The sequence below is a fragment of the Microbulbifer variabilis genome (assembly GCF_056232115.1).
The window spans coordinates 4047545-4071237 of the sequence record NZ_CP174325.1; the positions used below are offsets into that span (position 1 = coordinate 4047545).

Below are 23693 nucleotides of genomic sequence, written 5' to 3' on the forward strand. Positions count from 1 at the left end.
TCTAGCAGCAAGTGTGAAACTCGCTACTACTTGTGCAACACACCCCAAAATACTGCACCCTACCCCTATTACCCTAATACTGACACCTTGATATTTAAATGTTTTTCAACTAGGCAGCTTGTCATCCGGGCACAACATAGTGTGCCAATTGAATCATAAAGCACCATATATAGTGATCCAGATCAAGCACTCCTCTCTTGCACTTCTTTAAGCTTCCCGCACAATCTGTGAAGGAAGGCCCATGACAAGTACCACTACCCCAGAAATTGACAGTGCGATATCTCCTACTCAAAACCTAAGCAGTTTTCTGGTGCGAAAGCGGGATGGGCGCGCTATGGCTTTTGATTCTCAACGTATTACTTCAGCACTTGTGCGAGCCGGGCGGGCTACTGGTGAATTTGGTGAGGATGAAGTTGATTGGCTAACCCAGGGCATCCTGAAAGTGATTAATCATCGCTTTGATGCAGCGACACCAGTCGATATTGAGGAAATCCAAAATATCGCCGAGCAAATATTAATCAATTGCGATTACATAGATACAGCACGGGCCTACATCGCCTATCGGGAGCGACATGCTCGCATACGTAATGATCGCCAAACACTGGTAGATGTTGGGGCTTCCATCGAAGAATATCTGGAGCAGGCGGACTGGCGTGTCGCTGCTAATGCCAACCAGGGCTACTCTCTCGGCGGCCTGATTTTAAATAGTGCCGGTAAAATGATTGCCAATTACTGGCTAAATCATGTCTATTCCCCGGAGATTGGTGCAGCCCATCGGGATGGCGATTTACACATCCATGACCTGGATATGTTGGCCGGCTATTGCGCAGGCTGGTCACTTCGCACCCTGCTGCACGAGGGGTTGAATGGGGTTCCCGGCAAAGTGGAGTCTGCACCGCCCGCCCACTTGACCAGTGCAGTTGGGCAGATCGTTAACTTTCTTGGCACATTGCAAAACGAATGGGCTGGAGCCCAGGCATTTAGCTCCTTCGATACTTATCTCGCACCCTTTGTACGCAAGGATCAGCTGGATTACGCCAGTGTGCGCCAGTGCATGCAAGAGCTGATTTTTAACCTGAACGTGCCATCCCGCTGGGGCACCCAGACTCCCTTTACCAACCTCACTTTCGATTGGGTTTGCCCTCAAGACTTGCAAGACCAGGTGCCGGTGATTGCCGGCAAAGAAATGCCATTCACTTATGGTGACCTGCAGGTGGAAATGGACCTGATTAACCGCGCCTATATTGAGGTGATGAGTAAAGGGGACGCGCGCGGCAGAGTCTTCACTTTCCCAATTCCAACTTACAATATCAGTGAGGACTTTCCCTGGGAGAGCGAAAATGCCGAGCGGCTATTTGCCATGACTGCCCGCTATGGACTGCCCTACTTCCAAAACTTTATTAACTCAGACCTCAGTCCAAACATGGTGCGCTCCATGTGCTGTCGCCTACAACTGGACCTTCGAGAGCTGCTTAAACGGGGCAATGGATTATTTGGCTCCGCGGAACAGACCGGCTCTCTCGGTGTAGTAACGATCAACTGTGCACGTCTGGGCTATTTGTATAAGGGGGACTGGGACCTCCTGCTCGCCCAGTTAGATAAACTACTGCTACTTGCACGGGATTCCCTGGAAGTGAAGCGCAAAGTGATTCAGCGGCATATGGACGCCGGCCTGTTTCCCTACACGCGTCGATATCTTGGTACTCTGCGTAACCACTTCTCTACCATTGGCGTTAACGGCATTAATGAAATGCTGCGAAACTTTAGTGAAGACCGTGAAAGTATCGTCACAGAGCCTGGTAAAAAGCTTGCCGAGCAGTTGCTCGATCATATTCGTTTGCGAATGACAGAGTTCCAGGAACAAACCGGCCACCTCTATAATCTCGAAGCCACACCGGCTGAGGGAACTACTTACCGTTTTGCCCGCGAAGACCAAAAGCGCTATGAGGACATTATTCAGGCTGGCAGCACGGAAGCACCTTACTATACAAACTCATCCCAGCTGCCAGTCGGCTTTACCGATGATCCTTTCGAAGCGTTGGCCCGGCAGGAATCCCTACAATCCCGTTATACGGGTGGCACTGTGCTGCACCTATACCTGGGCGAACAACTTCCAGATGCCGATAGCTGCCGCCGCTTATTACAGCGCGCCCTGAAAAATTATCGGCTGCCCTATATCACAGTAACTCCCAGCTTTTCTATATGCCCAGTACACGGCTACCTGAGTGGCGAACACGAATTCTGTCCCCGCTGCGATGAGGCCCTGCTCGCTCGTGAGCAATCTTGCTGCAGCGATTAAAACCAACCACCAAGGAGAGACATCATGAATAAACCAACCTCATCACTCAAAAATGAAGAGCGCACCCGCTGTGAAGTCTGGAGCCGGGTGATGGGCTATCACCGCCCTGTCTCCTTCTGGAATCCAGGCAAACAATCGGAACACAGGGAGCGCCGCTTTTTTGTTGCTGGTAGTGACAAATAACCATGGCTGAAAAGCTGCGCATTGGCGGTTTTACACCATTTACCGCTATCGACTTCCCTGGTGAATTGGCCGCGGTGGTCTTTTGCCAGGGGTGCCCCTGGCGTTGCCGCTACTGCCATAATGGTGATCTGTTGCCGGCCCGCGCGCCCAGTGCCTACGACTGGGACCAGATATTGGGGTTCCTCGCCAGCCGGCAAGGACTGCTGGATGCGGTGGTATTTTCTGGCGGAGAGCCAACTGCCCAGGGGGCACTGGAAGCAGCCACTGCCCAAGCCCGAAGCCTGGGATTTAAGATAGGTTTACATACTGCCGGGATCTACCCTCGGAAACTGAGTCGCTTGATCCCCAGCTTGGACTGGGTTGGGCTGGATATAAAAGCGTTGCCGGAAAATTACCCTGCCATTACCGGGGTAGATGGTAGCGGTACAGCACCCTGGCAATGTGTAGAGCTACTAGTCGAGGCGGGAACAGCAATGCAAGTACGCCTTACCAGGCATCCTCGCCTCACCAGCGATGAGGAGCTAGCTCAAATTCAGGAGAAGCTTCGCAAATGCGGTGTTCATCATTTAGAGGTGCAGCGCTGTAATACCGAGCAAGCGCTTGACCAAACTCTGAAGTTTATTTCATAGGGCTAACAAGTTTGGTGGGCGCTTGCTGAATTGGCCTGACCTGACAAGCATCACTTGCTGCCTTGTTGATGGAACAGAGGCTGTATTAATATCCAAACTTCCCCAATAGACCCCTGCCCTAATCCACTATGGTGTTGTCCCGACAGTTCTATCGCCAAGGCCCCAGCCGGCGGGATAATTCACTGGTCTCTTTTGCCGATGTCAGAAGGCGCTTTGGCTTCAGATCTATAGCAGTTGGGCGCTGGGTAACCGATAAAGAGCGAGATCGAGCTGCGGGCCTATTTTACGATGCCCTTGTTGATTTAATGGCCATCCTTAAGGGGCCAGAAGCACTTATATCCCTAAGAGGCAGCTTGTCTTTTCAATATGGAATCGGCGGTCGGCCAGGTATGTCGGCTTTTTATGACCCTTCTGCACGTAGCTTTTCACTAGCTAAAAACGCCGGACCCGGATCCATCGCCCACGAATGGTTCCACGCGCTGGATCACTATCTTGCCCAGAAGGCATTCAGTGATACTTCTCAAAGTATGTATGCCTCAGACGCCTGGCTCCGCGGTGCGACTCCCGAACCCCACCCGCTAAATGATCTTCTTTTCGCTTGCTTTAAAACCATTATGTTAGACGAGGAAGGCAGCAATCCCAGCGATCTGGTTACTGCATCCGTAAAGGCTGATAAGGCAAACAGTTCCATCTATTACAGTGAGCCAGTTGAACTTTGTGCCCGTGCCTTCGAGGCCTTTATCCAGGATTCCAGTATCAGCAACAACTTTCTGGTGGCGGGCTCAAAGGCCAGTAAAGAGGCCAAGCTTGGCCTCTACCCGATAGGACACCAGCGCCAGCAGATCAATCTTGCATTTGAGCAATACTTTGCTTTCTTAGGGCGAGCGCTGTGGGCTGAGTTGAATGAGAGTGAGTAAGTTGGCTTTTGAGTTTAGTAGCAAGCTCTTCGGCCAATGACTGACTTTGTAATAAAGCCTGGTTTACCGAATTTCGATGCCGTTCATCCGCAAACTCCTGGAATTCCGCATTGATTTCATGGACTTGATCGACCCCCAGGTAATGGCTCAGTGTCCTGATATGAGGACCCAAGTGATTCATGTTCTCGCGTATTCCCCCCTCTGCAAAGCCAAACTCTCCGGCAGAAGTAATTAGCACCAGAACCTTCCCCGACATAATGGGCTCAAGCGGATAGTCTCCACGGGCCAAGTCAAAGGTGAAGGTCTTGTTGATGCGTATCACCTGGTCGAACCAGGCTTTTAAAGCCGCCGGCATACCGTAGTTATACATTGGGGAGGACATTACTATGACATCCGCCTGGTCGAGTTCATTGATCAAAGTATCCGATAATGTAACCAACGATTTTTGCTCTTCACTACGCTGATCTTCTGGAGTGAATACAGAGGCAATCCAATCCTGGGTAATGAATCCTGGCGGGGTCTGGCCAACATCCCTATAGATGAGTTTATCTTTTGGTCTTAGTCCAAGCCAACGCTTCACAAAACTTGCGGCAACGGCCTTGGAGATAGAGGAGTGTTTTGGTATGTCCCTATACTCCTCCGGTACCTGAATAGTCCCGAAAATCTGGGCGCTGGCTTCAATATGAAGAAGGGTTTTCATTTACTAGACCTCGAAAAATTCATCATTTGGTCCAGCGATAGTGCAGTCTACAAGCATTCTTGACAAATGAGATATTTTTCCTTATAGATGAATTAATTTCATCTATAAGGAAGAGTAGTCCATGTATCCAAGCCTACCCTCCCTCAATTCCTTAAAGGTTTTTGATGCAGCTGCGAGGCTCGGTAGCTTCAAGAAAGCTGCAGAGGAACTCTTTATCACTCCTACAGCAGTATCCCATCAGATAAAAAGCCTGGAAGAAACGCTAGACAGCCAGCTGTTTGAGCGTAAAACCCGCGCAATACAATTAACAGAAGAAGGAAGGCTACTCGCAGAAACAACTTCACGAGTTTTTCAGCAACTTGCAGCAGCAATAGGTGAAATCGCTAACTCAAATAGTGTGATTGCTGTCAGTACAACTTCATCTTTTGCTGCACTGTGGCTGGTTCCCCACCTGGAGCGCTTTTATCAGAAGCATCCTGGTATCGAGATATCCATTTCGACCGGTGAACAGATAGATGATATTGAGCGCGACCGACACATTGATGTAGCTATTCGCTATGGTGAATTTGATCCAAAAGCCAAAAATAGCACAAGGCTTATTACTGAATCAGTGGGTATGTATGCTACGCGGAACTACTTATCAAACATAACCGACCTCGAGCAGGCACAGCTATTAGAAACCAAATGGATCAACCAATCTTTAACCCCATTCAGTTGGAAATCCTTACTTGGCGACTTCAATAAAAACCTTACCATTCGTCAATATGATCAGGAGTATCATGTCATACAAGCCGCACTAGCGAGCCAGGGGATTGCATTAGTCAGCTCCCTACTGATTCAGAATGCCTTACAGAACGAATGGTTGGTACCATATAAAAGCACAGCAGCTACAAAGCAAAAGGCTGAAGGGCTTTCATACTGCGCAGTAATCCCAGACCGCAATATAAATAACAAGCAGGTTAGTGTGTTTCTTGATTGGCTACTTGAAGAAATAGAATAAACTATGTATACGATATCGCCCTTACGAGCAAAGCTCGAAAGGGCGATAAACAAGCCATCACTAAAAAGCAATAAGACTTAAAAATTTAGAGGCAAATAATATTTTCTGCCTGAGGGCCCTTGGCACCCTGGGTAACTGTAAACTCTACAGCTTGCCCTTCCTGCAATGTTTTAAAGCCACTGCTGGCAATGTTGCTGAAGTGTGCAAAAACATCGGGGCCGGATTTTTGTGCAATGAAGCCAAAACCTTTGGCTTCATCGAACCACTTAACAGTACCAGTCGTTGTGTTAGACATAATAAATATCCTGAGAAAATAAATTGATCATAGTTGACCTGTTGGTCGAGCGGGCAAAAACTGAGAATTTAAAAGAGACAGAACGAAGGATTATGACTAAAACCACGAGTTGAACTAAAATAAAAACTGGGCGTTTATACCAGCTATCAGGATAGTAGCACCTAGAGCTAACTCGTGTCTATAAAAATAGAAATTAAGGATAGGAATGAAGCAGATAACTCAATAACTGTATTATAAATGGCCTATTTTAAAGATTTTCCGCTCTAGCTATAGTTCACTCAGTGTCCTAGAGAGCTCTCACTAGGGAGTGCTACCTAGCTCCATACGAAAACGCCTTCTTAATTGTTTGAGAAAGGTCATCGGGGCCAGCCTGTACAAGTAGGCTCCAATCAGGCTTATATCTTTTGGAAACCAACGCTCCCTGCCCTTTTCCAATGCCGTCATAATCTGATTGGCCATCCACTCAGGGCTACGCACCGCTCCCACGGTGCTCCTTTGGTGCCGCGCCTGCCCACCATCTCCAGCTAAAGCGTTCTGCTCAATCGTTGTAGCCAGGAAACTTGGGTAAACCATTAATACACTAACTCCATCGTTCCGCACTTCCTCACGGAATACCTCAAAATACTGGTGCAATGCACTCTTGGCTGCGCAATAGCCCGCCCGCCCCAATACCGGCATCCATCCAGCCATTGAACTGATATTTACCACACAGCCTGATGCCGCTTTTAGCTCCGTAAACAAGCCTTGAGTAAGCTCTACCGGGACATGGTAATTCACCGCCATCACCTTGCGAATAACCGCGCTGGACGTCTGTGTAGAGAGGCTTCGGTGTGTAATGCCAGCATTGTTTACCAACAGATCGACTCTTGAATGCTCATTCCGTAAGGATTGAGCCAGCTCCTCTAATGCCAAGCAGTTTGATAGGTCAACGGTATATATCCTGACTCGAACACCGATAGCCCTGAGTTGGGCCTCTCTTTGACGAAGTTTTTCAGCTGAAATATCGACCAGAACAAATTCAGCTCTATATTTTTTTGCAAGGCACAGGGTAATCGCCCAACCCAAGCCTTCGGCAGCCCCTGTAATCACAAAAGTCTTCTGTAAATTTTCCGACTGATTTGTGTCCATCTCAACTCTCCTCCACAGACAAGGGAGTTTTACTGGAGAGTGCTACTATGCCGAGTGCCCTTTCTGCAAACAGGTGAAAAACCTCTTTTGAAGTCTTCTCCGGAATAAACCCCAACTCTTCTTTTAAACGGCGATTATCCAGTACCGGCCTGTATTGTAAAAAGGCCACGTGGTCTGGGTGGGTATCCGTTAGGTGGAGGCTGTAACCCAGCCAGAGAACCGCTTTTATCAGCCATACTGGTGGTCTCATCAGTGGTTTGGACAGAATTTGACCTATTTCCTTGGGGCTGAGACTGCCATCACCGGTTAGATTGAATATGCCACTGTTCCCAGTACTCACACCAAGCGTGAGTGCGCGGATCACATCCTGGTCCCAGATAAAGACAAAGGGGGAATTATGCCCACCGGGGTCCAGAAGTACTTTTCGGCTAAAGAGTGCGCTGATCTTATTATTGGTGTTGGCACCTAAAACGGAAGACACGCGAAATACCAGTTGCTTGAGATACGGATACCGCTCACGGTATTCAGCCAGCAGCTTCTCAACTTTGCGCTTGTTATTGGAGTATCCAAATTCAGGGTTCCCCCTCAAAGGGTGATGTTCCTCGAGTTTGGGTGGATTATCCGGATAATAACCATAGGCGGCGCCACTGCTTGTTACAGTGATATGTTCAACTCCCGCGTAGAGACAGGCCTCCAATACATTTCTTGTGCCTTCCACATCTATACGGTATTCAGCAGCGTGGTCACGTCCCGCAGCCATCACTGATGCTAGATGAATCACATGGGTTATAGATTCGTTCTGAATTATCTTACCCAGGTCTTTATCACAGATATCATGAGCAAGAATTGGAAAACTCGCGATTCTAGTTCGGATATCAATCCCGGTCACAGGAAAAGTCTTACTCAACTGCTCCCCAAGCTGGAGACCTATATATCCCGCCGCCCCAGTAATCAAAATCCGCTTGTTCATTTTGAGGCTCCTATCAGGAAGTTGCTTCTGGCCTGCTTGTGCAGAAAACCTCATCTTGTGGTAGGAGATCTTTTTGTAAATCTGCCTTATGTGTTCTGAGTGCCCTTAAATAGGCGTCTTTGTGTACATAATACGCCATGCGCTCAAGTTCCAGATAACGTATACCGCCGTTTACACGTTTTGCCGATCTCTGCTGGATGATTTTCCTAAATCTACTAGCAGACGGTGCGCCAGAAATTAACTGACGAATAAAAAGTGCAACAAGTTCCGCTTGCTTATTGCGTCCTTCCCATCCCAATCCAGCCGCCTCTACCATACCCATCATAAAGAGGTTGTCGGACTCCGGATGGAATACATTCAGATAGAGGCTTGGTGCATGACCACCCCAGTTCAGCTCGCTGCTATCCAAGAACGGGTAATGCAATTTGTAACCGGTAGCTTGCACGATCAGGTCATACGCTCCGCAACTTCCATCTGCGAATCTCACCTTATTCTCATTGACTGATTTGATATCAGGCCTGGGATTGATATCTCCATGGCCAATATGATGCAGGAGCAAGGAGTTGACTACTGGGTGAGATTCAAAGAATTGATAATCAGGCTCTGGCAAGCCGTATTGAGATGGGCGACCCAATGAAAATTGGGTCAGCGCCTTTGTAAGGCGCCGCTTAACAAAGAGAGGTAACTGTAGTTTGCCGCCTAACTGATCGATAGGTTTGCCGGCAATGTACTTCGGCAGAAAGTAATAGCCACGGCGCAGGCTGATATCAACGCTTTTCGCTCTATGTGCTGCGTCTACAGCAATATCCGCCCCACTGTTACCACAGCCAATCAACAGGACTTTTTTCCCGGCAAAGATTTCAGAGGACTGATATTGCGCAGAATGTAGTAACTCTCCAGCAAATTGGCCCGGAAGTTCAGGCTGGTTGGGGTGGTGCAAAGTTCCGCTGGCAATGAGTAGTCCGCTAAACTCCCGAGTTCTTTCTTGCCATTTTCTACGAGTGGTAATCAGCCAGTTTGGCCCGCTACGTTCACATCTCAAGACTTCTGTGTCGAACTCGTAATGGCCATAAAGACCAAATTTTCTCGCATAGGATCGGAAGTAATCACGCATCTCCCTGTGACTTGGGTAGTCAGCGACGCCCTCCCCCATCGGAAACTCAGCAAATTCGGTCATCTTCTTGGAGGAAATAAGGTGCGCCGATTCATACATTGTGCTGGTGGGGTTATCGATATCCCATAAACCCCCGACATCACTGTGCAGCTCAAAGCCAATACAAGGAATTCCATGCTTGAGTAAATTTCGAACGGTACAAAGGCCCATAGGACCGGCACCAATCACTGCATAGGTTTTCACGGCAGCTCCCTTTCCCTGTTTATTCGTTATAGCGCCAAGATAAAAGGAATATACCGTGACAAATCAATTACAGATCGTCATTATCGGGCATGTACTGGTTAATTTGGGACATTTTTGATGGATTTGACCGACACCAGAAGTGTAAACCTTAACTATACCAGGGCCTTATTCGAGGCTCTGACCAGCTTGGGTCTCGCCATACCAGAGGGAGCGAGCAACTTACTGTCCCAAATAAACCAGGAAGAACGTATTCCAATTTACCTGCAGGACCTGTTGTGGGAGTCGGTAATCGAGAGTTATCACGACCCTTTATTGGGGGTAAGGCTTGGGCTTGCCATGCAAGCGAGCCAAATCGGCATAGTGGGTTACCTCCTGATGACCCAAAAAAATTTGGGAGAGGCGATAGAGCAATTGATTACCTACCACCCGTTGCTGGGCGAAGGTGGTCACTTTGAAATGCGTCGCGATGCATTTGCTGTAAACCTGTGTTACCACCCCAGCTTTTTAAGCTTTGCAAAAATCCGTGTAGAAACAGTGCTCACTGCTTGTATTGCTCAAACACGAATCTTGACTGGCGGAAAGTTTCAACCCCTCAAACTACTTCTCTCGTACCCTGCGCCTAGCCTTGCCCTACAGCAATGTTATCAGGAACTTTTACAACTACCACTTGAGTTCAATGCCAAGGTATCAGCGATTCAATTCACAGCTAAAGACTTAGCTCTACCGTTAATCGCGGCGGATGAAGAAGTCGTGGCCTGCTTAAAACCCAAAGCAGATGTTCTCTTACAGACGTTTGCCGCAAAGACCCTACACCGAAAGGTAACACTTTTACTTCAGCAGGCCCCAGGTTTAACACGTGAGAAAGTCGCCAAGCATCTTTGCCTAAGCCCTAGACATTTGGGTCGTAAGCTGCAGGAAGAACAGATCAGCTTTCGTGCTCTTCAGGATGAAGTGCGTAGTCACTATGCGAAACAATGGCTTAAAGAAGGGGAAAAAACAATTGTCGAAATTGCCTCGACCCTAGGATACTCCGATGAAAGTGCCTTCGGTAAAGCATTCCGGCGCTGGGAGAGCATTTCTCCTGGCTCTTATAGACAGAGTCTTAAACACAAGACAATTTGATTCTTCAATAGTAGAAGCCGATCTGTTCACTAATACTGGCCTTCTTGTAGCCAATTTCTTCCTCATACTCCCTCAAAAGTAAGGGCGCGCTCCATATTTGGGCGGCTATATCCCGATCATTCCGTTTAACCAGAGCAGGCGCTACAAACATCTCCATTGAAAGCGCTAAATCTAACCTCCCAAGAATAGTTAATAAACACAAGCGGCACTTTATCCGACAAAGACCCGGCCACTACACAGAGGCTATGATCAAAATTCGAACACTAGATTTTTTTTGTAAGGAGTTCGATATCAATGAAAGGCGGAATTTTTTCTAGGGCGCAATTTAGCAACTTAGGTGATTACAACTCAACTGATCCTTTTATTAAACGATTTCATGCCATCAATAAAGATATTCGGACCAGAACTTATGGCAATTTTCCACCCTTGAGGGGAAATTACGAAGATTGGAAGAGCTTTATTGAGGACGCTGTGGCCGAGGATGCCAAAGCAAGTTTTGAATTGATTGAAGCCAACCAGATACTTGCGGCCTGGGAAACTGCACTGGGTATTGGAAAAGTTTCATCATTTCCAATCAGTATCAGTGCGAGTATTACTGACATCTGTAACGCCCGGTGCAACTTTTGTGCATACCTGCCTGAACGGGTATCAAATCAGAAACTGTCATTTGATCAATTTCAAAAAGCCAACTGGCTTAAATTTTGTCGTGCTTTCAGGCCCAATGGCGGAGGACTTGGTGAACCTTTTGCCCACCCAAAAATTCTGGAGATACTGGAACAGCTTAGGGAAACTGCACCATATTTGTCTCTAGGGTCTGTCACTAATGGTTCAATTATGCGTCCAGAGGTGGCAGATATTGTCGCGCAGTATTTTTCATACCTCTATGTATCGGTAAATGCCGCGCGCAAGGAAACTTATGAATGGACCATGGCCCCATTAAAGTGGGAGCGGTTCGTAGACAATATGGATCGACTTAATGACTTAAAGCAACGACACGGCAGAGAGCGCCCATGGCTAAGGGCTGGATATGTTGTTCATAGCGGCAACCTTGATGAACTTCCGGAATTACCAGCTTTGCTACGCAGGTTTGGCTTCAAGGATTTGAACGTTAATCCAATGGTTCCGCCACCCCAGTATGGCCGCAACCAATTGCTGACTGAGGAAGCCAGTATTTTCAAGATTCCTCATAGGGCAGATTATGTTTTCCGGCAGCTTGAACAAGAGTGCGCTATCCACGGCATTGCACTTTCAAAAGCTCTTCCTAGTTTGAAGAAACTGCTTGGTGCGGCAGAAGGCGATAGAGTATGTCCACAGCAGAATAACCCCTCAATCGTAGCTACTGATAGAGAGTATCACATCACACCCAGCAGTCATAAAGTACCAGGCATGCTGAGCAATACCCCAAAGTCGCTAGTAATAACCAACAGGTTATCCAAGAAACCGATTGACAAGAAAGTTAATACTGCCAATGCCGCATTGAGAGCGAGTAAACCCAAAATCAGGCCAGTCATGGTCTCCATGCCTCAGGCGACAGGCTTAAACCTAGCAAAGGTAGTGGTAAGTAACAGTGACCTGGAGGCTATGGCGGAGACTGGTGATGGTGTGTCCTACAGCTACGAGTGGTCTGTTTTTGAGAACCAGAACCTAATTCCTATCTGCTGGGCCCCATGGAGAGCTCTCAAGATAGATATCTTTGAACGTACTCAAGTCTGCTGTAACTTTTTCCGGAAATTACCAAAATTTAAATGGACCAACGCCAAGGACTTCCATAGCGAAAAAAACATGTGGAATCACCCTTATATGCAGCATCTGCGAGAAACAATGGGTACACCTGAGGAGGTACCTTTTTGCACATTATGCAAGTCAACTGATAAAAGGCATTTAAAGAACGACAAAGAAAAACGTTCAATAATGCTGAAAAGCCAAAAAAAGTATTATGAGATTGTAGCCAAAGTATCTGGTGTAGAGCTATGTGGCAAACTTGACTCTGTAAAGTCTCCACTACCTGATTGGAGCATCAAAAGTTCATTGCCCGATCAAAGGCCAATTTCACCATACACAAAGGGGATTGATTATTACAGGTACTCAGTCTTTCAACATGGATTCCATAACATTGGTAAAGTGTTGATGCTTGCAAGAGTCCCTGCAGTCTGGGCCCCCTTTCTCGCAGAAGTCAATGAATCGGTACATATCCTAAGCCCGCGACGAGGCCAGTGTGTTATCGCTGAGGATGTGTTAAAAGCATTTCAATTTAGTAATTACAAATTCACTCGTCTCGAGCAGCAACTTCTCGTAGCTGCCCCAAGTAAGTTAGATTTGTATGATGCGGTCTGGCTGGATGGGCTTATTTTTGAAGCCTTCAGCCGTGACGAGGTACTCTTGTGGGTACGTAAGATGCTAAAAAATGGCGGGAGACTTAGAGTAATTGGCGCTCCAGGCATTGGCAAAGTTGCAGAATCAATTCTTTCTAATCCTGAAAGCTCATCAGGAAAATTAGAAACGTTACGAGCTGGCATCCAGTTTTCTGGTAAGGGCAGCTATTTCACTCAGGATGGTGTTCTAGGTGCACTCAAAAAGTATAATCTTGCTCTAGATCGCCTGATGCCGCCCTCTGGTAGCCGTATTGTGCTTGCAGATGGTGTAAAAGGCACCGAAAAACTGAGTGAAACAGAGTTGATCAAAAAACTGGAGCTATTTGTCAGCGGCGGTGAATTAAGCCCCCAAAAGTACTTGGCAGGTATGGACCGAACAGTATCTTTTGCAGCACTAGCGGTCTAACTGCAGAAAAACTGACCTGACAAAGGCCGCCTAAATAGCTGTAAAGAGGCGGCCTTTTTCAACCGCTAGAAATTAGCAATACTGACATGCATCTGGATTAATGATGCGAATTTTTTAATGGCATATTATAGGGTGACAAATTAGGTGAAATTACTTAATTTTTTTCTTTTCTTTTAAAGAAAATTTCAGATTTAGAATTTCTACTGCTAGTGTTATTCATAAACCTGAGAACCATAAAGATCACCAATTTGAACCATGGATACGTCAGAGTCGAAAATAGACGAAGTTAATTCGTCAGGTCTTACCTGCACATGAAAAACAAAGGGCCTTATAGGTAATTAAGGGAACAACGCATTAAACACCGGCGCCAACATTGTACATAGAATATGGATATTGAGAGGCAATTCATGAGACGAGGAAATATACGTTTACTGATGGTAGCTGCTGGGGCCTGCTCACTCTTAGTCAGTAGTCTCGGGGCTGCGAATGTGGATGAGAGTGACGGCGATACGAGTAACGAAGTCACTTATTTCCAGACTAAGCTGGTAAAAGCCGAAAAAGTTTGCAAATTTGAGAATGATCTACCAATCCCAGCCACTATTGATGTTCGTGACGCTATACCGCCTTTCAATAGAGTCAACCTTACCGTTGAAAAGACTCAGGCTGATTTGGGGCTAAAATATTGTGATGGCTCCAATCAGGTGTTCCCCAAGGCAACAGTCTACGGTTTCAGATTGGAGGGAGAAAGTGAGGTACATTCCCCTGGCCCAACATTTCTAGCGAAAGAAGGTTACCCTATTTCTGTTGCCTTCGATAATAAATTGCAAGGACCCCACTTATTCCCTGTTGACACTTCCATACATGTTCCATATGTAGTCCGGAAAGATCCTGATGCGCGCCCCATTGTAATTCATCTACATGGTGGGCATACAGAACCTCGCAGTGATGGTCATCCTGAAGCTTGGTACACAAAGAATTTTGCATTTACAGGGAAAACATTTGATCTTGATAACTTCCGCTACAATTATTCGAATACTCAGGATGCCACAACATTATGGTATCACGATCACACAGTTGGGCTCACCCGACTCAATAATTATGCGGGTACTGCTGGCTTCTATCTAATTACAGATGACCATGAACAGGAGTTGATTGCCGAAGGAAGGCTTCCAGATGATAAACATACTATCCCAATTATGGTGCAGGACAAACTGTTTAGCACTGACGGACAACTCTACTACCCAGGGGTACATGGTGAACCCTTATCACCGTTTCCCAATGTTGACATACGGCCGGAATGGCCCAACCCAACGATTCTCGATGAATTCTTTGGCAATATTATCTTGGTAAATGGGAAGGTATGGCCGAAGCACCAGGTAAGCCCTACGGTATACCGACTTCGCTTGCTTAACGCATCAGATACGCGAACCTATGTGTTTAAGTTTGAAACTGAATCCAATGATGCGGTGGAATTTTATGTAATTGGGTCTGATGGAGGGTTATTAGAGCATCCTACCAAGGTCGATCAACTGGTGATGTCTCCAGCTGAGCGGTATGATATTTTGGTGGATTTTTCGCCTTATAAAGGCAGTCGTGTTTTCTTGCGCAATGAGGGGGCTGATAGCATGTTTAAGGGGTATTTTAATCCCGAATTGCCAGCTCCAAACGGCCAGACCGAACTGCTGGTCTTTAAGAAAGATGAAAGCTGGTTCTTGCTTAGGAAAGACGATGAAATAGCTCCGCCTACAGAGGTTGCCAGGGATATCTTGCGCTTCGATGTAGGGAATGATCTTGATCAGAGAGACCGTTATTTTGAAGAAGACTGTAAGCCTAACTGCATAGGGAATTTAAATCTATCCGCTGATACTCAACTAGGCAATCCGCCAATCCTGCCTCAAGTAGTCGACCGGCGCCGGAGACTATCTCTATTTCGAGTTTCGGACAACGAGGGGGACACATTAGATCACGGCCGCAGCTTGCTTATGCTAGGTACTTTTGAATTTGGCAGCCTCTCTTTTCAGGATCCGCTAACAGAGATCGTCCAGGTAGGTGCAACAGAAATCTGGGAGTTCCACAATACTACTCGCGCAGCACATCCGATTCATGTACATCTCGTAGAGTTCGATATACTGAACCGGCAGCAAGCTCTTTACGAGCTGATTGATAGGCCGCAAGTGGACCCCTCCGATCCTTTCGGACAATTGATTACTGGCGCGATTATCAACCCATTAACATTCAAGCTTACGGGGGACGAGGTGCTGCCCCAACCCAATGAGTCCGGCCGTAAAGACACTGTCATCACTCTTCCTGGCTATGTTACTCGGATCAAAGCAAATTTTGACTGTACGGGAATCGATTGTACTGACGGAGAGTATGTGTGGCATTGTCATTTGCTGTCCCATGAGGACTACGACATGATGCGCCCTATGAAAATGTATGGCAGAACTTTAGAAGATAAAAAAAGACCTATTCCTTATCCGCTGAGCTCGAGAGAGCAGGATTCAAACTTCAGCTTTCTTGAAACTCTCTTAGGTAAAAATGACGAGCCGACCCGGCCTTTCTACACCAAGAGTTTCAAGCAAAGCTTGAAAACCAGCGATGCAGGCAGCCACCTCACCTGTGAACTCACCAAGAGAAAGATGTAAGAATAGATCAATGGATGGCGGTCACGTGGCGTTCCGACTGACTGATAAATGAGACTGACAAGCATGATTTCTTAAGTATATGTTATTAAGCAATATACAAACACTTTTTACATAGTGAGCGTCGCAATTGTGACGCTCTTTTTTAGAAATCCCGCTATTTGGAGCGACACTCAACCCCACAATCAAGCAAGTCTTCTGTAAGAACAAATAACATGCTTAACCCACATTGCATAAATTTTCTGAAAGTTGATCAGCTACTGAGAAGAATACTTTCAAGTCTTCCTTGCTAATACCTTTAGTTAATTGCTGTGAGAATTCAGCTTCTATTTCTTCTATGGTTTCGAAGAATTTGTAACCTTTCTTGGTAAGTTTTAGCAACTTACTGCGACCATCATTAGGGTTGGGTACTCTCTTTACCATATCCAGACTACAAAGTTCATCTACAAGTCGGGTGACCTGTCCTTTGTCGCGTTTCAGCGTAGCACTCAGTTCAGCCAGGGTGGACTCTTCCTTAGTCCAAATTTGCCGCATGGCCCTCAGTTGTTGGGGAGCAAGCTTCATGCTCAGGCGGCCAAGTTCCGGGGCTATCTGCAAGCTTAAGTCATAGCTCAAACGAAATGCAGCTTCATGAACCGTTCTGTTTTTTGCCATTGGCACAACTCCATATTCAATGGTGAGTACAGCAGGTGCGAAGCACCCGGCTCCATTATTCCTTAACTCCGTTCGTTGACAAGCAGCAATTGCTTCAGCATAGATGACATATATCAACTAGATTGATTTAGAGAAGATATTGCAGGGTAAAACACCAGCAAATTTGCAGGAAGTATTAGCGGCCGTATAATCAGAATCTGCCCCTCCTTCAAAGAGGTGGTTAGTTAGATAGCACTAATATGCCCCGGAAGAGTATGCCTAAAACCAGTAGTTCAACATAAGTGAAACCTGGCTCGCACTGTTCACTGCCACTATAGGGCTATTACTAATCTCATCACCATACCAAGCATGTTGAACTCTCCCCAATAGCATCAATCTGGGAGTAAAGCCATAGCCGACTTGCAAGCCTAATTTAGAGACAATGCCGGCATCCGCTTTATATGCAGCCCTATTTAAAGTGGCTTCATCGATATTCACGCCATAGTAATAATCCAAGGTCTTCTCACTCTGCCAACTGGCATTTAATTCAGGCTTGATAATCCAATTTCCATGCTTATAAGGCAGGCTGTAGCCAGCAGATAGACTGTATCCGTCGTGGATACCGCTAATATCCTGAGACAATCCCACCTTCCAAAGTCCCACTGAGCCGCGGTACTCCATAGACAAACGCGCAAGGATAGAGATATCCAACTCCTCCATATCAGCGAGTTCATCACTATCACCGCGGTCTTTATCGCCTACAAAGTCGCCCCCAACTCCGAATTTCACATTAATTCCATGATTGCGATACAAATTAGCTCCTAGCTCAAAGCCCTGGAAATAAAAACGTTTATAATGGGCGGAAAGCAAAGGAAATATGCGATTTTGGTTCTCGCCCCCTACGTAGATAGACTCTGAACTAAAGGCACCAATCCCCAGCGAATAGCCGGCTTCAGCCTGCCTTGGGGACTGTTCAACTTCTTCTTTGGCCCAAACGGACTGTGACAGAATCGCGCTACAAAGTACGAAGCAGGTCCGAAAGGCCGGCGAAGTTGAAAAATGTCTGCACTTATCTCGCGTAATTGTCATGAGTTGATACCTTAATTATTATTAGTTGCAAATCCTTGTGAGCATTGTATCCATCGCAAGTGAACATTTCGCAACCAGCGTCACTTCCAAGGCAAGTTCATCGTTAAGAATTGTTTACCTGAATACGAGTCCAATACCTATTTTTGCTGATTATTGATATGGGCAGGTCCAGATGCACTTAGCATATTAAATTATGTATAGGTTGATCTTTAGCGGCCTTCACAAAAGTTGGCAACCCAAACAGGCAAAATTTAAATTTTTTTCAGCAAATCTTAAGGCTGGCTGGCATATTTACTTAACCTTCGCACAATCAGAGAACTGCTACTTAAACTGAAGTCCACTGCTTCATAAATGCGCGATGGAGAGGAGGTATAGATGATATGCATTTGGCGGAGAACCAAAATAAAGATTTTGCCAGCGGGTTCTCAGAGGATATCAGGTATCTTGCGATTTCTGTTTTCTTAACAACAGAAGCGCCCACCTTACGACGCGTATAAGAATATTGATCAACATTTCCATAGACTATAGACATTGCGGCAGCAATAGCATCTGCCATACCCAGGTTCATCCCTTTCCCGCCTACTGGAGAATGGCAGTGGGCAGCATCGCCAGCCAATAGAACACGGTTTTTACGATAGGTTTCCGCCTGCCTGATAGAAATTTGAAAGGTTCCGGTGCGCCGGACACTGCCAATATTCAGCGGTAATCGCATATTTCCCAGAGCGTCCTCAGTTGATGAGGCAATACGGGCACGATACTTCTCAATTGGCAGGATTAATGTAAATTGGCAATCTCTACCATAGAGATCAAGAGTAATCTCCTCGGAATCAAAATCTCCAACAATATCTACATCCGCAATAGACCACTTTCCTGGTAGATCTATTCCAGGGTATCCGATCTGTAGCTGCTCCCGGACGGTAGACTGGATACCATCTGCCGCAATAACCCAGTCAAACTCACCGCTGGTATTATCTGAAAAATGCACTTCTGCTTTGTCTGCACTGGTAGAGATTTTCGTTACAGAAAGATCATATTCCACCTGTACACCTTTATCCATCAAGGCATCCCTTAAAATACCCTCCGTTCGATTCTGAGGCAGCCCCAGCGGAACCCGGTCTCTATATTCGTTTCCACTATTATCCAGATAAACCAGAGTCTTCTCATCGCGCAGGACATGCATCTTTCGCAATGGCATGGCTTCTGCCAGAAACGCATCTGCAACTCCCAGGGATTTCAAAGCATCAATCGTTACCGGCATTATGCCAACGGCACGAGACAACTCTGAGGGCTCACTTTTACGCTCTACAACACGACAAATGATTCCCTTGGAGGCCAAAGCTGTCGCAGCTGTTAACCCGGTGGGACCCGCACCTATAATTAATACGTCCATATTCACGATTTTCAACCGGAAAAGTCTAGAGAAAAGGTAAATGGAAAGGATCGACAGGTATCAAGTTCGACCCGCTCTAAGAGGTTCTAGTTGAAAGCTTAGACGAATGTCCATGGGGAGTTACAGCCATAATAAGATCCATGGTTATCTATAAAATCTTGACCAGTTGCTACGATCAACCGGCAATTTCCTGATTCAAAGTAAGGCTAACTGTGCGAAACAAGAGTTTCGCACAGTTAGCCTTACTTTTTATCTTCGGATTCATTAGAAGCTTCACTGTAGCCCAGTGCAACCCCCTGCTTATCCAAAGCTGCTCCCTGCCGATCCAATACGCCGATATCCAATACTGGTGAAGCATCGATATGTTGCGCATCCATCATTTGAGCAACTCGCTGCAGCGATGCGATGATCATGCTTTGCTCCCAATCCTTCAGGTCACCAAACTGGCGAGCAAACTGGTCTTGGAGTGGGATGGGGGCATCGCGCAAAGTTTCGGCAGCCTCTTCTGTAAGGTAGGCATGCACTTTGCGCTTATCTGCTTGAGAGCGCTGCCGGTATACAAACCCCCTCTTCTCCAAGCGATCCAATATATTAGTCACTGTGGCCTGACTGAGGCTGACTTCATTCGCAAGCTCGCCAATTGTCACCTCACCCTTATTTCGAATGGCTTGTAGCAGTAAAACTTGTGGAGCGGTCAGACCTGTGGTTTTAGCCAAGTGCTTAGAGTGTAAATCTGTTGCTCTTATCACGCGCCGCAAGGCCACTAACACTTGTTCAATACTGTTCAAAGCTACCTCTCAATCTCAGAGTTAGGGTAATCCGGCAGATTATATAGGTCCGCACCATATTCACTAAGAACTTCTGATATTGCAGCGAAATGGCATCTTCTCAACATGGAGAAAACTATAAGACCGCTCCTTTCGTGTTCATTTTTTATACAAAACTGATTTCACTTGGAACTTTTCATCGCTAATCGATGGGATAAATTGAAGTCAATTTCGCACAGCAATAGGCCAAAAATCCCAAGAAACTGCACTTTCTTAGGGTAAATATTGTGACCAGCTTCGCTAAAGCAGCCCTAGACTTTAAATTTAATTTGTGTACGATGTTTAGCACTCAAAACAATTTAATCTAGATTTTGAAGAAAAAACACCGATATAGAGTGATATATAAACAAGTTGAGTAATTTTCAAGCAAATAAATATTTAGAAGTGAAATTATAATTTACTGGTAGGGAAGGTTTTTTGTCTACTCCAGAAAGTATTTTGTTAAGAATGCCATCCCTTGAGGATGGAATGGATGTTCATCGGCTGATTGAGAGCTGCCCACCATTAGATACCAACTCCAGCTATTGCAACCTTCTTCAGTGTGATCACTTTGCCAATACCTCGGTGATCGCAGAGATAGATGGAGAAGTGATGGGCTTTATTTCGGGATATATCATTCCCGACCGAACAGACACTCTTTTTGTTTGGCAGATTGCGGTATCCCAAGTAGCGAGGGGGTTGGGGCTCGCCTCCCGTATGCTGAGAGATATTGTCGATCGCCCCCAATGCGAGTCGATTAAATTTATCGAGACAACAATCACGGAGCACAACCTACCCTCCTGGGCTCTTTTTCAGAGTGCAGCAGAGAATCTCTCTACCAATCTCCATTCCTCACCCTGGATGGACTCTATGGCTCACTTTGATGGGCAGCATGATTCCGAAATCCTCGTCCGCATCGGACCCATTACTCGAATAACTAAACTTCACAAAGAGAAGAGAATGAAAATTTTTGATGAGATTGAATCAGAAGTGCAAAGCTATGCCCGCTCCTTTCCGCGAGTTTTCAATCGCGCAAAAGGCGAGCTGATGTGGGATGAGGAGGGAAATCAGTACTTAGACTTTCTGGCTGGTGCTGGCACTCTCAATTATGGACACAACAACCCTCTGTTTAAACAGGTTCTACAGGATTACATTCAGGATGATGGCATCACCCACGGCCTCGATATGCACACCAAGGCCAAGGGTGAATTTCTACAGGCACTGAATGAAAAAATTCTTAAGCCGCGGAATATGGAATACGTGGTGCAGTTTACCGGCCCGACAGGGACGAATGCGGTAGAGGCGGCAATGAAAATTGCCCGCAATGTTACCGGGCAGCAGAATATCGTCACCTTTACCAACGGTTTCCATGGCGTAAGCCTTGGCTCGCTGGCCGCCACCGGCAACTCGCATCACAGGGATGCGGCTGGTGTCAGCCTCAATGGCACGCATCGCATGCCCTTTGACGACTATCTAGGCAAAAATATCGATACCACCGAATACCTCGACAAGGTCCTCTCAGATTCTAGCAGCGGTATTAATTCTCCCGCAGCAGTGATTGTTGAGACAGTTCAAGGGGAAGGCGGTATCAATGTGGCCAGCATCGAGTGGCTAAGAAACCTTCAATCCGTCTGCAAAAAACACGGCTTACTTTTTATTGTCGATGATATCCAGGCGGGCTGCGGCCGCACGGGCAATTTTTTCAGCTTTGAAGAGGCCGGTATCGAACCCGATATCATTACGCTATCCAAATCCCTCAGCGGCTATGGGTTGCCATTTGCGCTGGTGCTAATGAAACCAGAACTGGATCAGTGGAAGCCCGGTGAGCACAACGGCACTTTCCGTGGCAACAACCTGGCTTTTGTAACTGCGAAAGCCGCTATCGATCATTACTGGTCTGACGAAAACTTCTCACGGGAAATCAAACGTAAGGGCAAGTACATTTCCGAGCGCTTGAATGTGATTGTCAGCCGATATGGTGAGGGCAACTTCACCACCAAAGGCCGGGGTATGTTTCAGGGTATCGACTGCATCAGCGGCGAACTTGCAGGAAAGATCACCAAACTCGCATTTAAGCAGGGACTAATTATTGAAACCAGCGGAGCCGATGACCAGATCGTTAAGCTCCTTTGCCCACTGATTATCACCGATCAAAACCTTAAAAAAGGGATCGACATTATTGAATCCGCTATTCGGGAAGTCTGCGCCGGAGAGCAGGATATGCCTGAGGAAAGAGTCTTTTTTGAAGCCTGCTAGACTTTAAGGGCCTCAGAAAAGGTTCACGTAAAAAGATCCAACTGCGCAGGCTGCAAATTAAGAATATTGCTGACCAGCCAGACTCGAACACACACGAAACAGCGAAGTACCAATGATTGTCAGAAATTTACAGGAAGCTAAAAAATCCGGCCGCCGGGTTGTTTCACCGGATAACAACTGGGAGAGCACCCGACTCCTGCTTAAAGATGATGAAATGGGTTTTTCTTTCCATATCACCACTATTTATGCCGATGCTGATTTCCAAATGCACTATCAAAACCATTTGGAAGCGGTTTACTGCATTTCCGGCAGAGGTGAGGTAGAAACTCTTGAGGATGGCAAGAAGCACCCTATCGAACCTGGAACTATCTATATTCTAGATAAGCATGACCGGCACATTTTAAGAGCCTTTGAAGAAATGACTATGGCCTGTGTATTTAACCCGCCTTTGAATGGCAAGGAAGTACACAATGCTGAGGGAGCCTACGAACTTGAGGCTGATAAGATTGATGAATAATTAGTCAGTCATAGGGCAGTATCCATGAAGTACCTTCCAGATAGCTCAAGTGTTACCAGGGAAGATTGCTACCCCTCCCGAAAACCGGGCCTTCTGGGTGGTGCCATGGTGCGCAAAGATCCAATTGTGTATGGGGGCTGCCAGCCCCTCTCACCACTGACACCATCTCAACTCAAGCGCTATGCAGAGCGGGGCTTTGTTGTACTGGAGAATATATTTTCCCAGGCAGAGATTCACCTTTTTACGCAAGAGTTGACTGAGATTAAACAACGCAGTCACACTGAAAAATCGGAAGAAATTATCACCGAACCTGAAAGTAACGAAGTGCGCTCAGTCTTTCGTATCCACAAAAGCAGCCGAATTTTTAACCGGCTTTCCAGGGATCAGCGGCTATCAAGTATTGCGAAATGTATTTTGGGTGATGATGTTTATATCCATCAGTCTCGCGCGAACTACAAACCTGGTTTTCGCGGGAAAGATTTTTATTGGCACTCCGATTTTGAAACATGGCATGTCGAGGACGGCATGCCCCGTATGCGCGCACTCAGCATCTCCATTACCTTAACAGAGAACCATCATTTTAACGGTCCGTTAATGCTGATTCCCAAGTCCCACCGCCATTACATTGCTTGCGATGGTGAAACACCAAAAAGGAACTACCTCAGCTCACTTAAAAAGCAAGAACTTGGTATTCCCTCAGATAGCCAATTGAGGGCTCTGATATCCAGTGGTGGGATATCAGCTATTACAGGCAAGCCCGGCAGTGTCGTTGTGTTTGACTGCAATTTAATGCATGGGTCCAGCAACAATATCAGCCCCGACCCGAGATCTAATTTGTTTTTTGTTTTTAATGCCTTGAGCAACAAGGTGGAGGCTCCGTTTTGCGACTTACCTCCCAGGCCGGAATACATCTGTGCGAGGAAATCAATTTCTATTATCTGAAGCGAATCTCAATTCAAAGCACTCACCCAGTATTTAAGAG

The 23693-nt window shown here is 46.5% G+C and carries 18 protein-coding genes and 2 pseudogenes; 11 read left to right on the forward strand and 9 right to left on the reverse strand.

Translation table 11 applies throughout. The features are described 5' to 3' along the window. The first annotated feature begins 334 nt into the window (after positions 1-334). From ACJJI7_RS18080 to ACJJI7_RS18090, 3 genes and pseudogenes are all read left to right on the forward strand, one after another. Positions 335-2482: pseudogene (locus ACJJI7_RS18080) on the forward strand (ribonucleoside triphosphate reductase). A 2-nt stretch (positions 2483-2484) separates the two neighbouring features. Next, on the forward strand, positions 2485-3111 hold the full coding sequence (locus ACJJI7_RS18085) for an anaerobic ribonucleoside-triphosphate reductase activating protein (RefSeq protein ID WP_444901566.1): 627 nt from the start codon (positions 2485-2487) through the stop codon (positions 3109-3111). Positions 3112-3239: 128 nt separating this feature from the next. After that, on the forward strand, positions 3240-4028 hold the full coding sequence (locus ACJJI7_RS18090) for a CLCA_X family protein (protein ID WP_444901565.1): 789 nt from the start codon (positions 3240-3242) through the stop codon (positions 4026-4028). Here the strand turns inward: ACJJI7_RS18090 and ACJJI7_RS18095 are convergent. Continuing rightward, complete coding sequence (locus ACJJI7_RS18095; protein ID WP_444901564.1) at positions 3955-4728, reverse strand: FMN-dependent NADH-azoreductase; 774 nt, start codon at positions 4726-4728, stop codon at positions 3955-3957. The two genes, ACJJI7_RS18090 and ACJJI7_RS18095, sit on opposite strands and share 74 nt — an antisense overlap. A gap of 121 nt (positions 4729-4849) precedes the next feature. On the opposite strand from ACJJI7_RS18095, the gene ACJJI7_RS18100 reads away from it, so the two are divergent. Continuing rightward, positions 4850-5728 (forward strand): LysR family transcriptional regulator, encoded by an 879-nt coding sequence (locus ACJJI7_RS18100; protein ID WP_444901563.1) that lies wholly within the window; start codon positions 4850-4852, stop codon positions 5726-5728. An 85-nt stretch (positions 5729-5813) separates the two neighbouring features. Here the strand turns inward: ACJJI7_RS18100 and ACJJI7_RS18105 are convergent, their stop codons facing one another. The 4 genes from ACJJI7_RS18105 to ACJJI7_RS18120 all read right to left on the reverse strand — a co-directional run bounded on the left by ACJJI7_RS18105 (position 5814) and on the right by ACJJI7_RS18120 (position 9478). Continuing rightward, a complete protein-coding gene (locus ACJJI7_RS18105) occupies positions 5814-6023 on the reverse strand; it encodes a cold-shock protein (RefSeq protein ID WP_020412807.1) in 210 nt (69 codons plus the stop codon). Positions 6024-6323: 300 nt separating this feature from the next. Then, entirely contained in the window at positions 6324-7151 is an 828-nt protein-coding gene (locus ACJJI7_RS18110; protein WP_020412808.1) for an SDR family NAD(P)-dependent oxidoreductase, read from the reverse strand. A 1-nt stretch (position 7152) separates the two neighbouring features. Then, a complete protein-coding gene (locus tag ACJJI7_RS18115) occupies positions 7153-8121 on the reverse strand; it encodes an SDR family oxidoreductase (protein ID WP_020412809.1) in 969 nt (322 codons plus the stop codon). Between the two features lie 13 nt (positions 8122-8134). Then, positions 8135-9478 (reverse strand): flavin-containing monooxygenase, encoded by a 1344-nt coding sequence (locus tag ACJJI7_RS18120; protein ID WP_444901562.1) that lies wholly within the window; start codon positions 9476-9478, stop codon positions 8135-8137. Between the two features lie 117 nt (positions 9479-9595). Between ACJJI7_RS18120 and ACJJI7_RS18125 the strand changes: the two genes are divergently transcribed. From ACJJI7_RS18125 to ACJJI7_RS18135, 3 genes are all read left to right on the forward strand, one after another. After that, positions 9596-10600: an AraC family transcriptional regulator gene (locus ACJJI7_RS18125; protein ID WP_444901561.1), complete on the forward strand. Its 1005-nt coding sequence runs from the start codon at positions 9596-9598 to the stop codon at positions 10598-10600. Positions 10601-10894: 294 nt separating this feature from the next. After that, complete coding sequence (locus ACJJI7_RS18130) at positions 10895-13378, forward strand: radical SAM family protein (protein WP_020412813.1); 2484 nt, start codon at positions 10895-10897, stop codon at positions 13376-13378. A gap of 407 nt (positions 13379-13785) precedes the next feature. After that, positions 13786-16023: a multicopper oxidase family protein gene (locus ACJJI7_RS18135; RefSeq protein ID WP_444901560.1), complete on the forward strand. Its 2238-nt coding sequence runs from the start codon at positions 13786-13788 to the stop codon at positions 16021-16023. A 216-nt stretch (positions 16024-16239) separates the two neighbouring features. Here the strand turns inward: ACJJI7_RS18135 and ACJJI7_RS18140 are convergent, their stop codons facing one another. The 4 genes from ACJJI7_RS18140 to ACJJI7_RS18155 form a co-directional block, all read right to left on the reverse strand. After that, complete coding sequence (locus tag ACJJI7_RS18140) at positions 16240-16674, reverse strand: MarR family winged helix-turn-helix transcriptional regulator (RefSeq protein WP_282953471.1); 435 nt, start codon at positions 16672-16674, stop codon at positions 16240-16242. A gap of 258 nt (positions 16675-16932) precedes the next feature. Beyond that, entirely contained in the window at positions 16933-17742 is an 810-nt protein-coding gene (locus tag ACJJI7_RS18145; protein ID WP_444901559.1) for a MipA/OmpV family protein, read from the reverse strand. Between the two features lie 325 nt (positions 17743-18067). Further along, the gene (locus tag ACJJI7_RS18150; RefSeq protein ID WP_282953469.1) at positions 18068-19132 is read right to left on the reverse strand and encodes an FAD-dependent oxidoreductase; all 1065 of its coding nucleotides are present in this window, start codon (positions 19130-19132) and stop codon (positions 18068-18070) included. Between the two features lie 242 nt (positions 19133-19374). Then, positions 19375-19920: a MarR family winged helix-turn-helix transcriptional regulator gene (locus ACJJI7_RS18155; RefSeq protein WP_444901558.1), complete on the reverse strand. Its 546-nt coding sequence runs from the start codon at positions 19918-19920 to the stop codon at positions 19375-19377. A gap of 507 nt (positions 19921-20427) precedes the next feature. Here ACJJI7_RS18155 and ectA point away from each other — a divergent pair. The 4 genes and pseudogenes from ectA to thpD form a co-directional block, all read left to right on the forward strand. Beyond that, positions 20428-20808, forward strand: a pseudogene (ectA, locus tag ACJJI7_RS18160) (diaminobutyrate acetyltransferase); the annotation flags it as partial. 90 nt (positions 20809-20898) lie between these two features. After that, complete coding sequence (gene ectB / locus ACJJI7_RS18165) at positions 20899-22194, forward strand: diaminobutyrate--2-oxoglutarate transaminase (protein ID WP_282953584.1); 1296 nt, start codon at positions 20899-20901, stop codon at positions 22192-22194. A gap of 112 nt (positions 22195-22306) precedes the next feature. Next, positions 22307-22711 (forward strand): ectoine synthase, encoded by a 405-nt coding sequence (locus ACJJI7_RS18170; RefSeq protein WP_282953468.1) that lies wholly within the window; start codon positions 22307-22309, stop codon positions 22709-22711. 24 nt (positions 22712-22735) lie between these two features. After that, complete coding sequence (gene thpD, locus ACJJI7_RS18175) at positions 22736-23653, forward strand: ectoine hydroxylase (RefSeq protein ID WP_282953467.1); 918 nt, start codon at positions 22736-22738, stop codon at positions 23651-23653. Positions 23654-23693: the final 40 nt, after the last annotated feature.

Excerpts from the sequence above, each read along its gene's own strand:
- ACJJI7_RS18150 (WP_282953469.1), bottom strand. The coding sequence starts at position 19,132 with ATGGACGTATTAATTATAGGTGCGGGTCCCACCGGGTTAACAGCTGCG.
- ACJJI7_RS18130 (WP_020412813.1), top strand. The coding sequence starts at position 10,895 with ATGAAAGGCGGAATTTTTTCTAGGGCGCAATTTAGCAACTTAGGTGAT.
- thpD (WP_282953467.1), top strand. The coding sequence starts at position 22,736 with ATGAAGTACCTTCCAGATAGCTCAAGTGTTACCAGGGAAGATTGCTAC.
- ectB (WP_282953584.1), top strand. The coding sequence starts at position 20,899 with ATGAAAATTTTTGATGAGATTGAATCAGAAGTGCAAAGCTATGCCCGC.
- ACJJI7_RS18140 (WP_282953471.1), bottom strand. The coding sequence starts at position 16,674 with ATGGCAAAAAACAGAACGGTTCATGAAGCTGCATTTCGTTTGAGCTAT.
- ACJJI7_RS18105 (WP_020412807.1), bottom strand. The coding sequence starts at position 6,023 with ATGTCTAACACAACGACTGGTACTGTTAAGTGGTTCGATGAAGCCAAA.
- ACJJI7_RS18090 (WP_444901565.1), top strand. The coding sequence starts at position 3,240 with ATGGTGTTGTCCCGACAGTTCTATCGCCAAGGCCCCAGCCGGCGGGAT.
- ACJJI7_RS18095 (WP_444901564.1), bottom strand. The coding sequence starts at position 4,728 with ATGAAAACCCTTCTTCATATTGAAGCCAGCGCCCAGATTTTCGGGACT.
- ACJJI7_RS18110 (WP_020412808.1), bottom strand. The coding sequence starts at position 7,151 with ATGGACACAAATCAGTCGGAAAATTTACAGAAGACTTTTGTGATTACA.
- ACJJI7_RS18115 (WP_020412809.1), bottom strand. The coding sequence starts at position 8,121 with ATGAACAAGCGGATTTTGATTACTGGGGCGGCGGGATATATAGGTCTC.
- ACJJI7_RS18085 (WP_444901566.1), top strand. The coding sequence starts at position 2,485 with ATGGCTGAAAAGCTGCGCATTGGCGGTTTTACACCATTTACCGCTATC.
- ACJJI7_RS18125 (WP_444901561.1), top strand. The coding sequence starts at position 9,596 with ATGGATTTGACCGACACCAGAAGTGTAAACCTTAACTATACCAGGGCC.
- ACJJI7_RS18100 (WP_444901563.1), top strand. The coding sequence starts at position 4,850 with ATGTATCCAAGCCTACCCTCCCTCAATTCCTTAAAGGTTTTTGATGCA.
- ACJJI7_RS18170 (WP_282953468.1), top strand. The coding sequence starts at position 22,307 with ATGATTGTCAGAAATTTACAGGAAGCTAAAAAATCCGGCCGCCGGGTT.
- ACJJI7_RS18145 (WP_444901559.1), bottom strand. The coding sequence starts at position 17,742 with ATGACAATTACGCGAGATAAGTGCAGACATTTTTCAACTTCGCCGGCC.
- ACJJI7_RS18135 (WP_444901560.1), top strand. The coding sequence starts at position 13,786 with ATGAGACGAGGAAATATACGTTTACTGATGGTAGCTGCTGGGGCCTGC.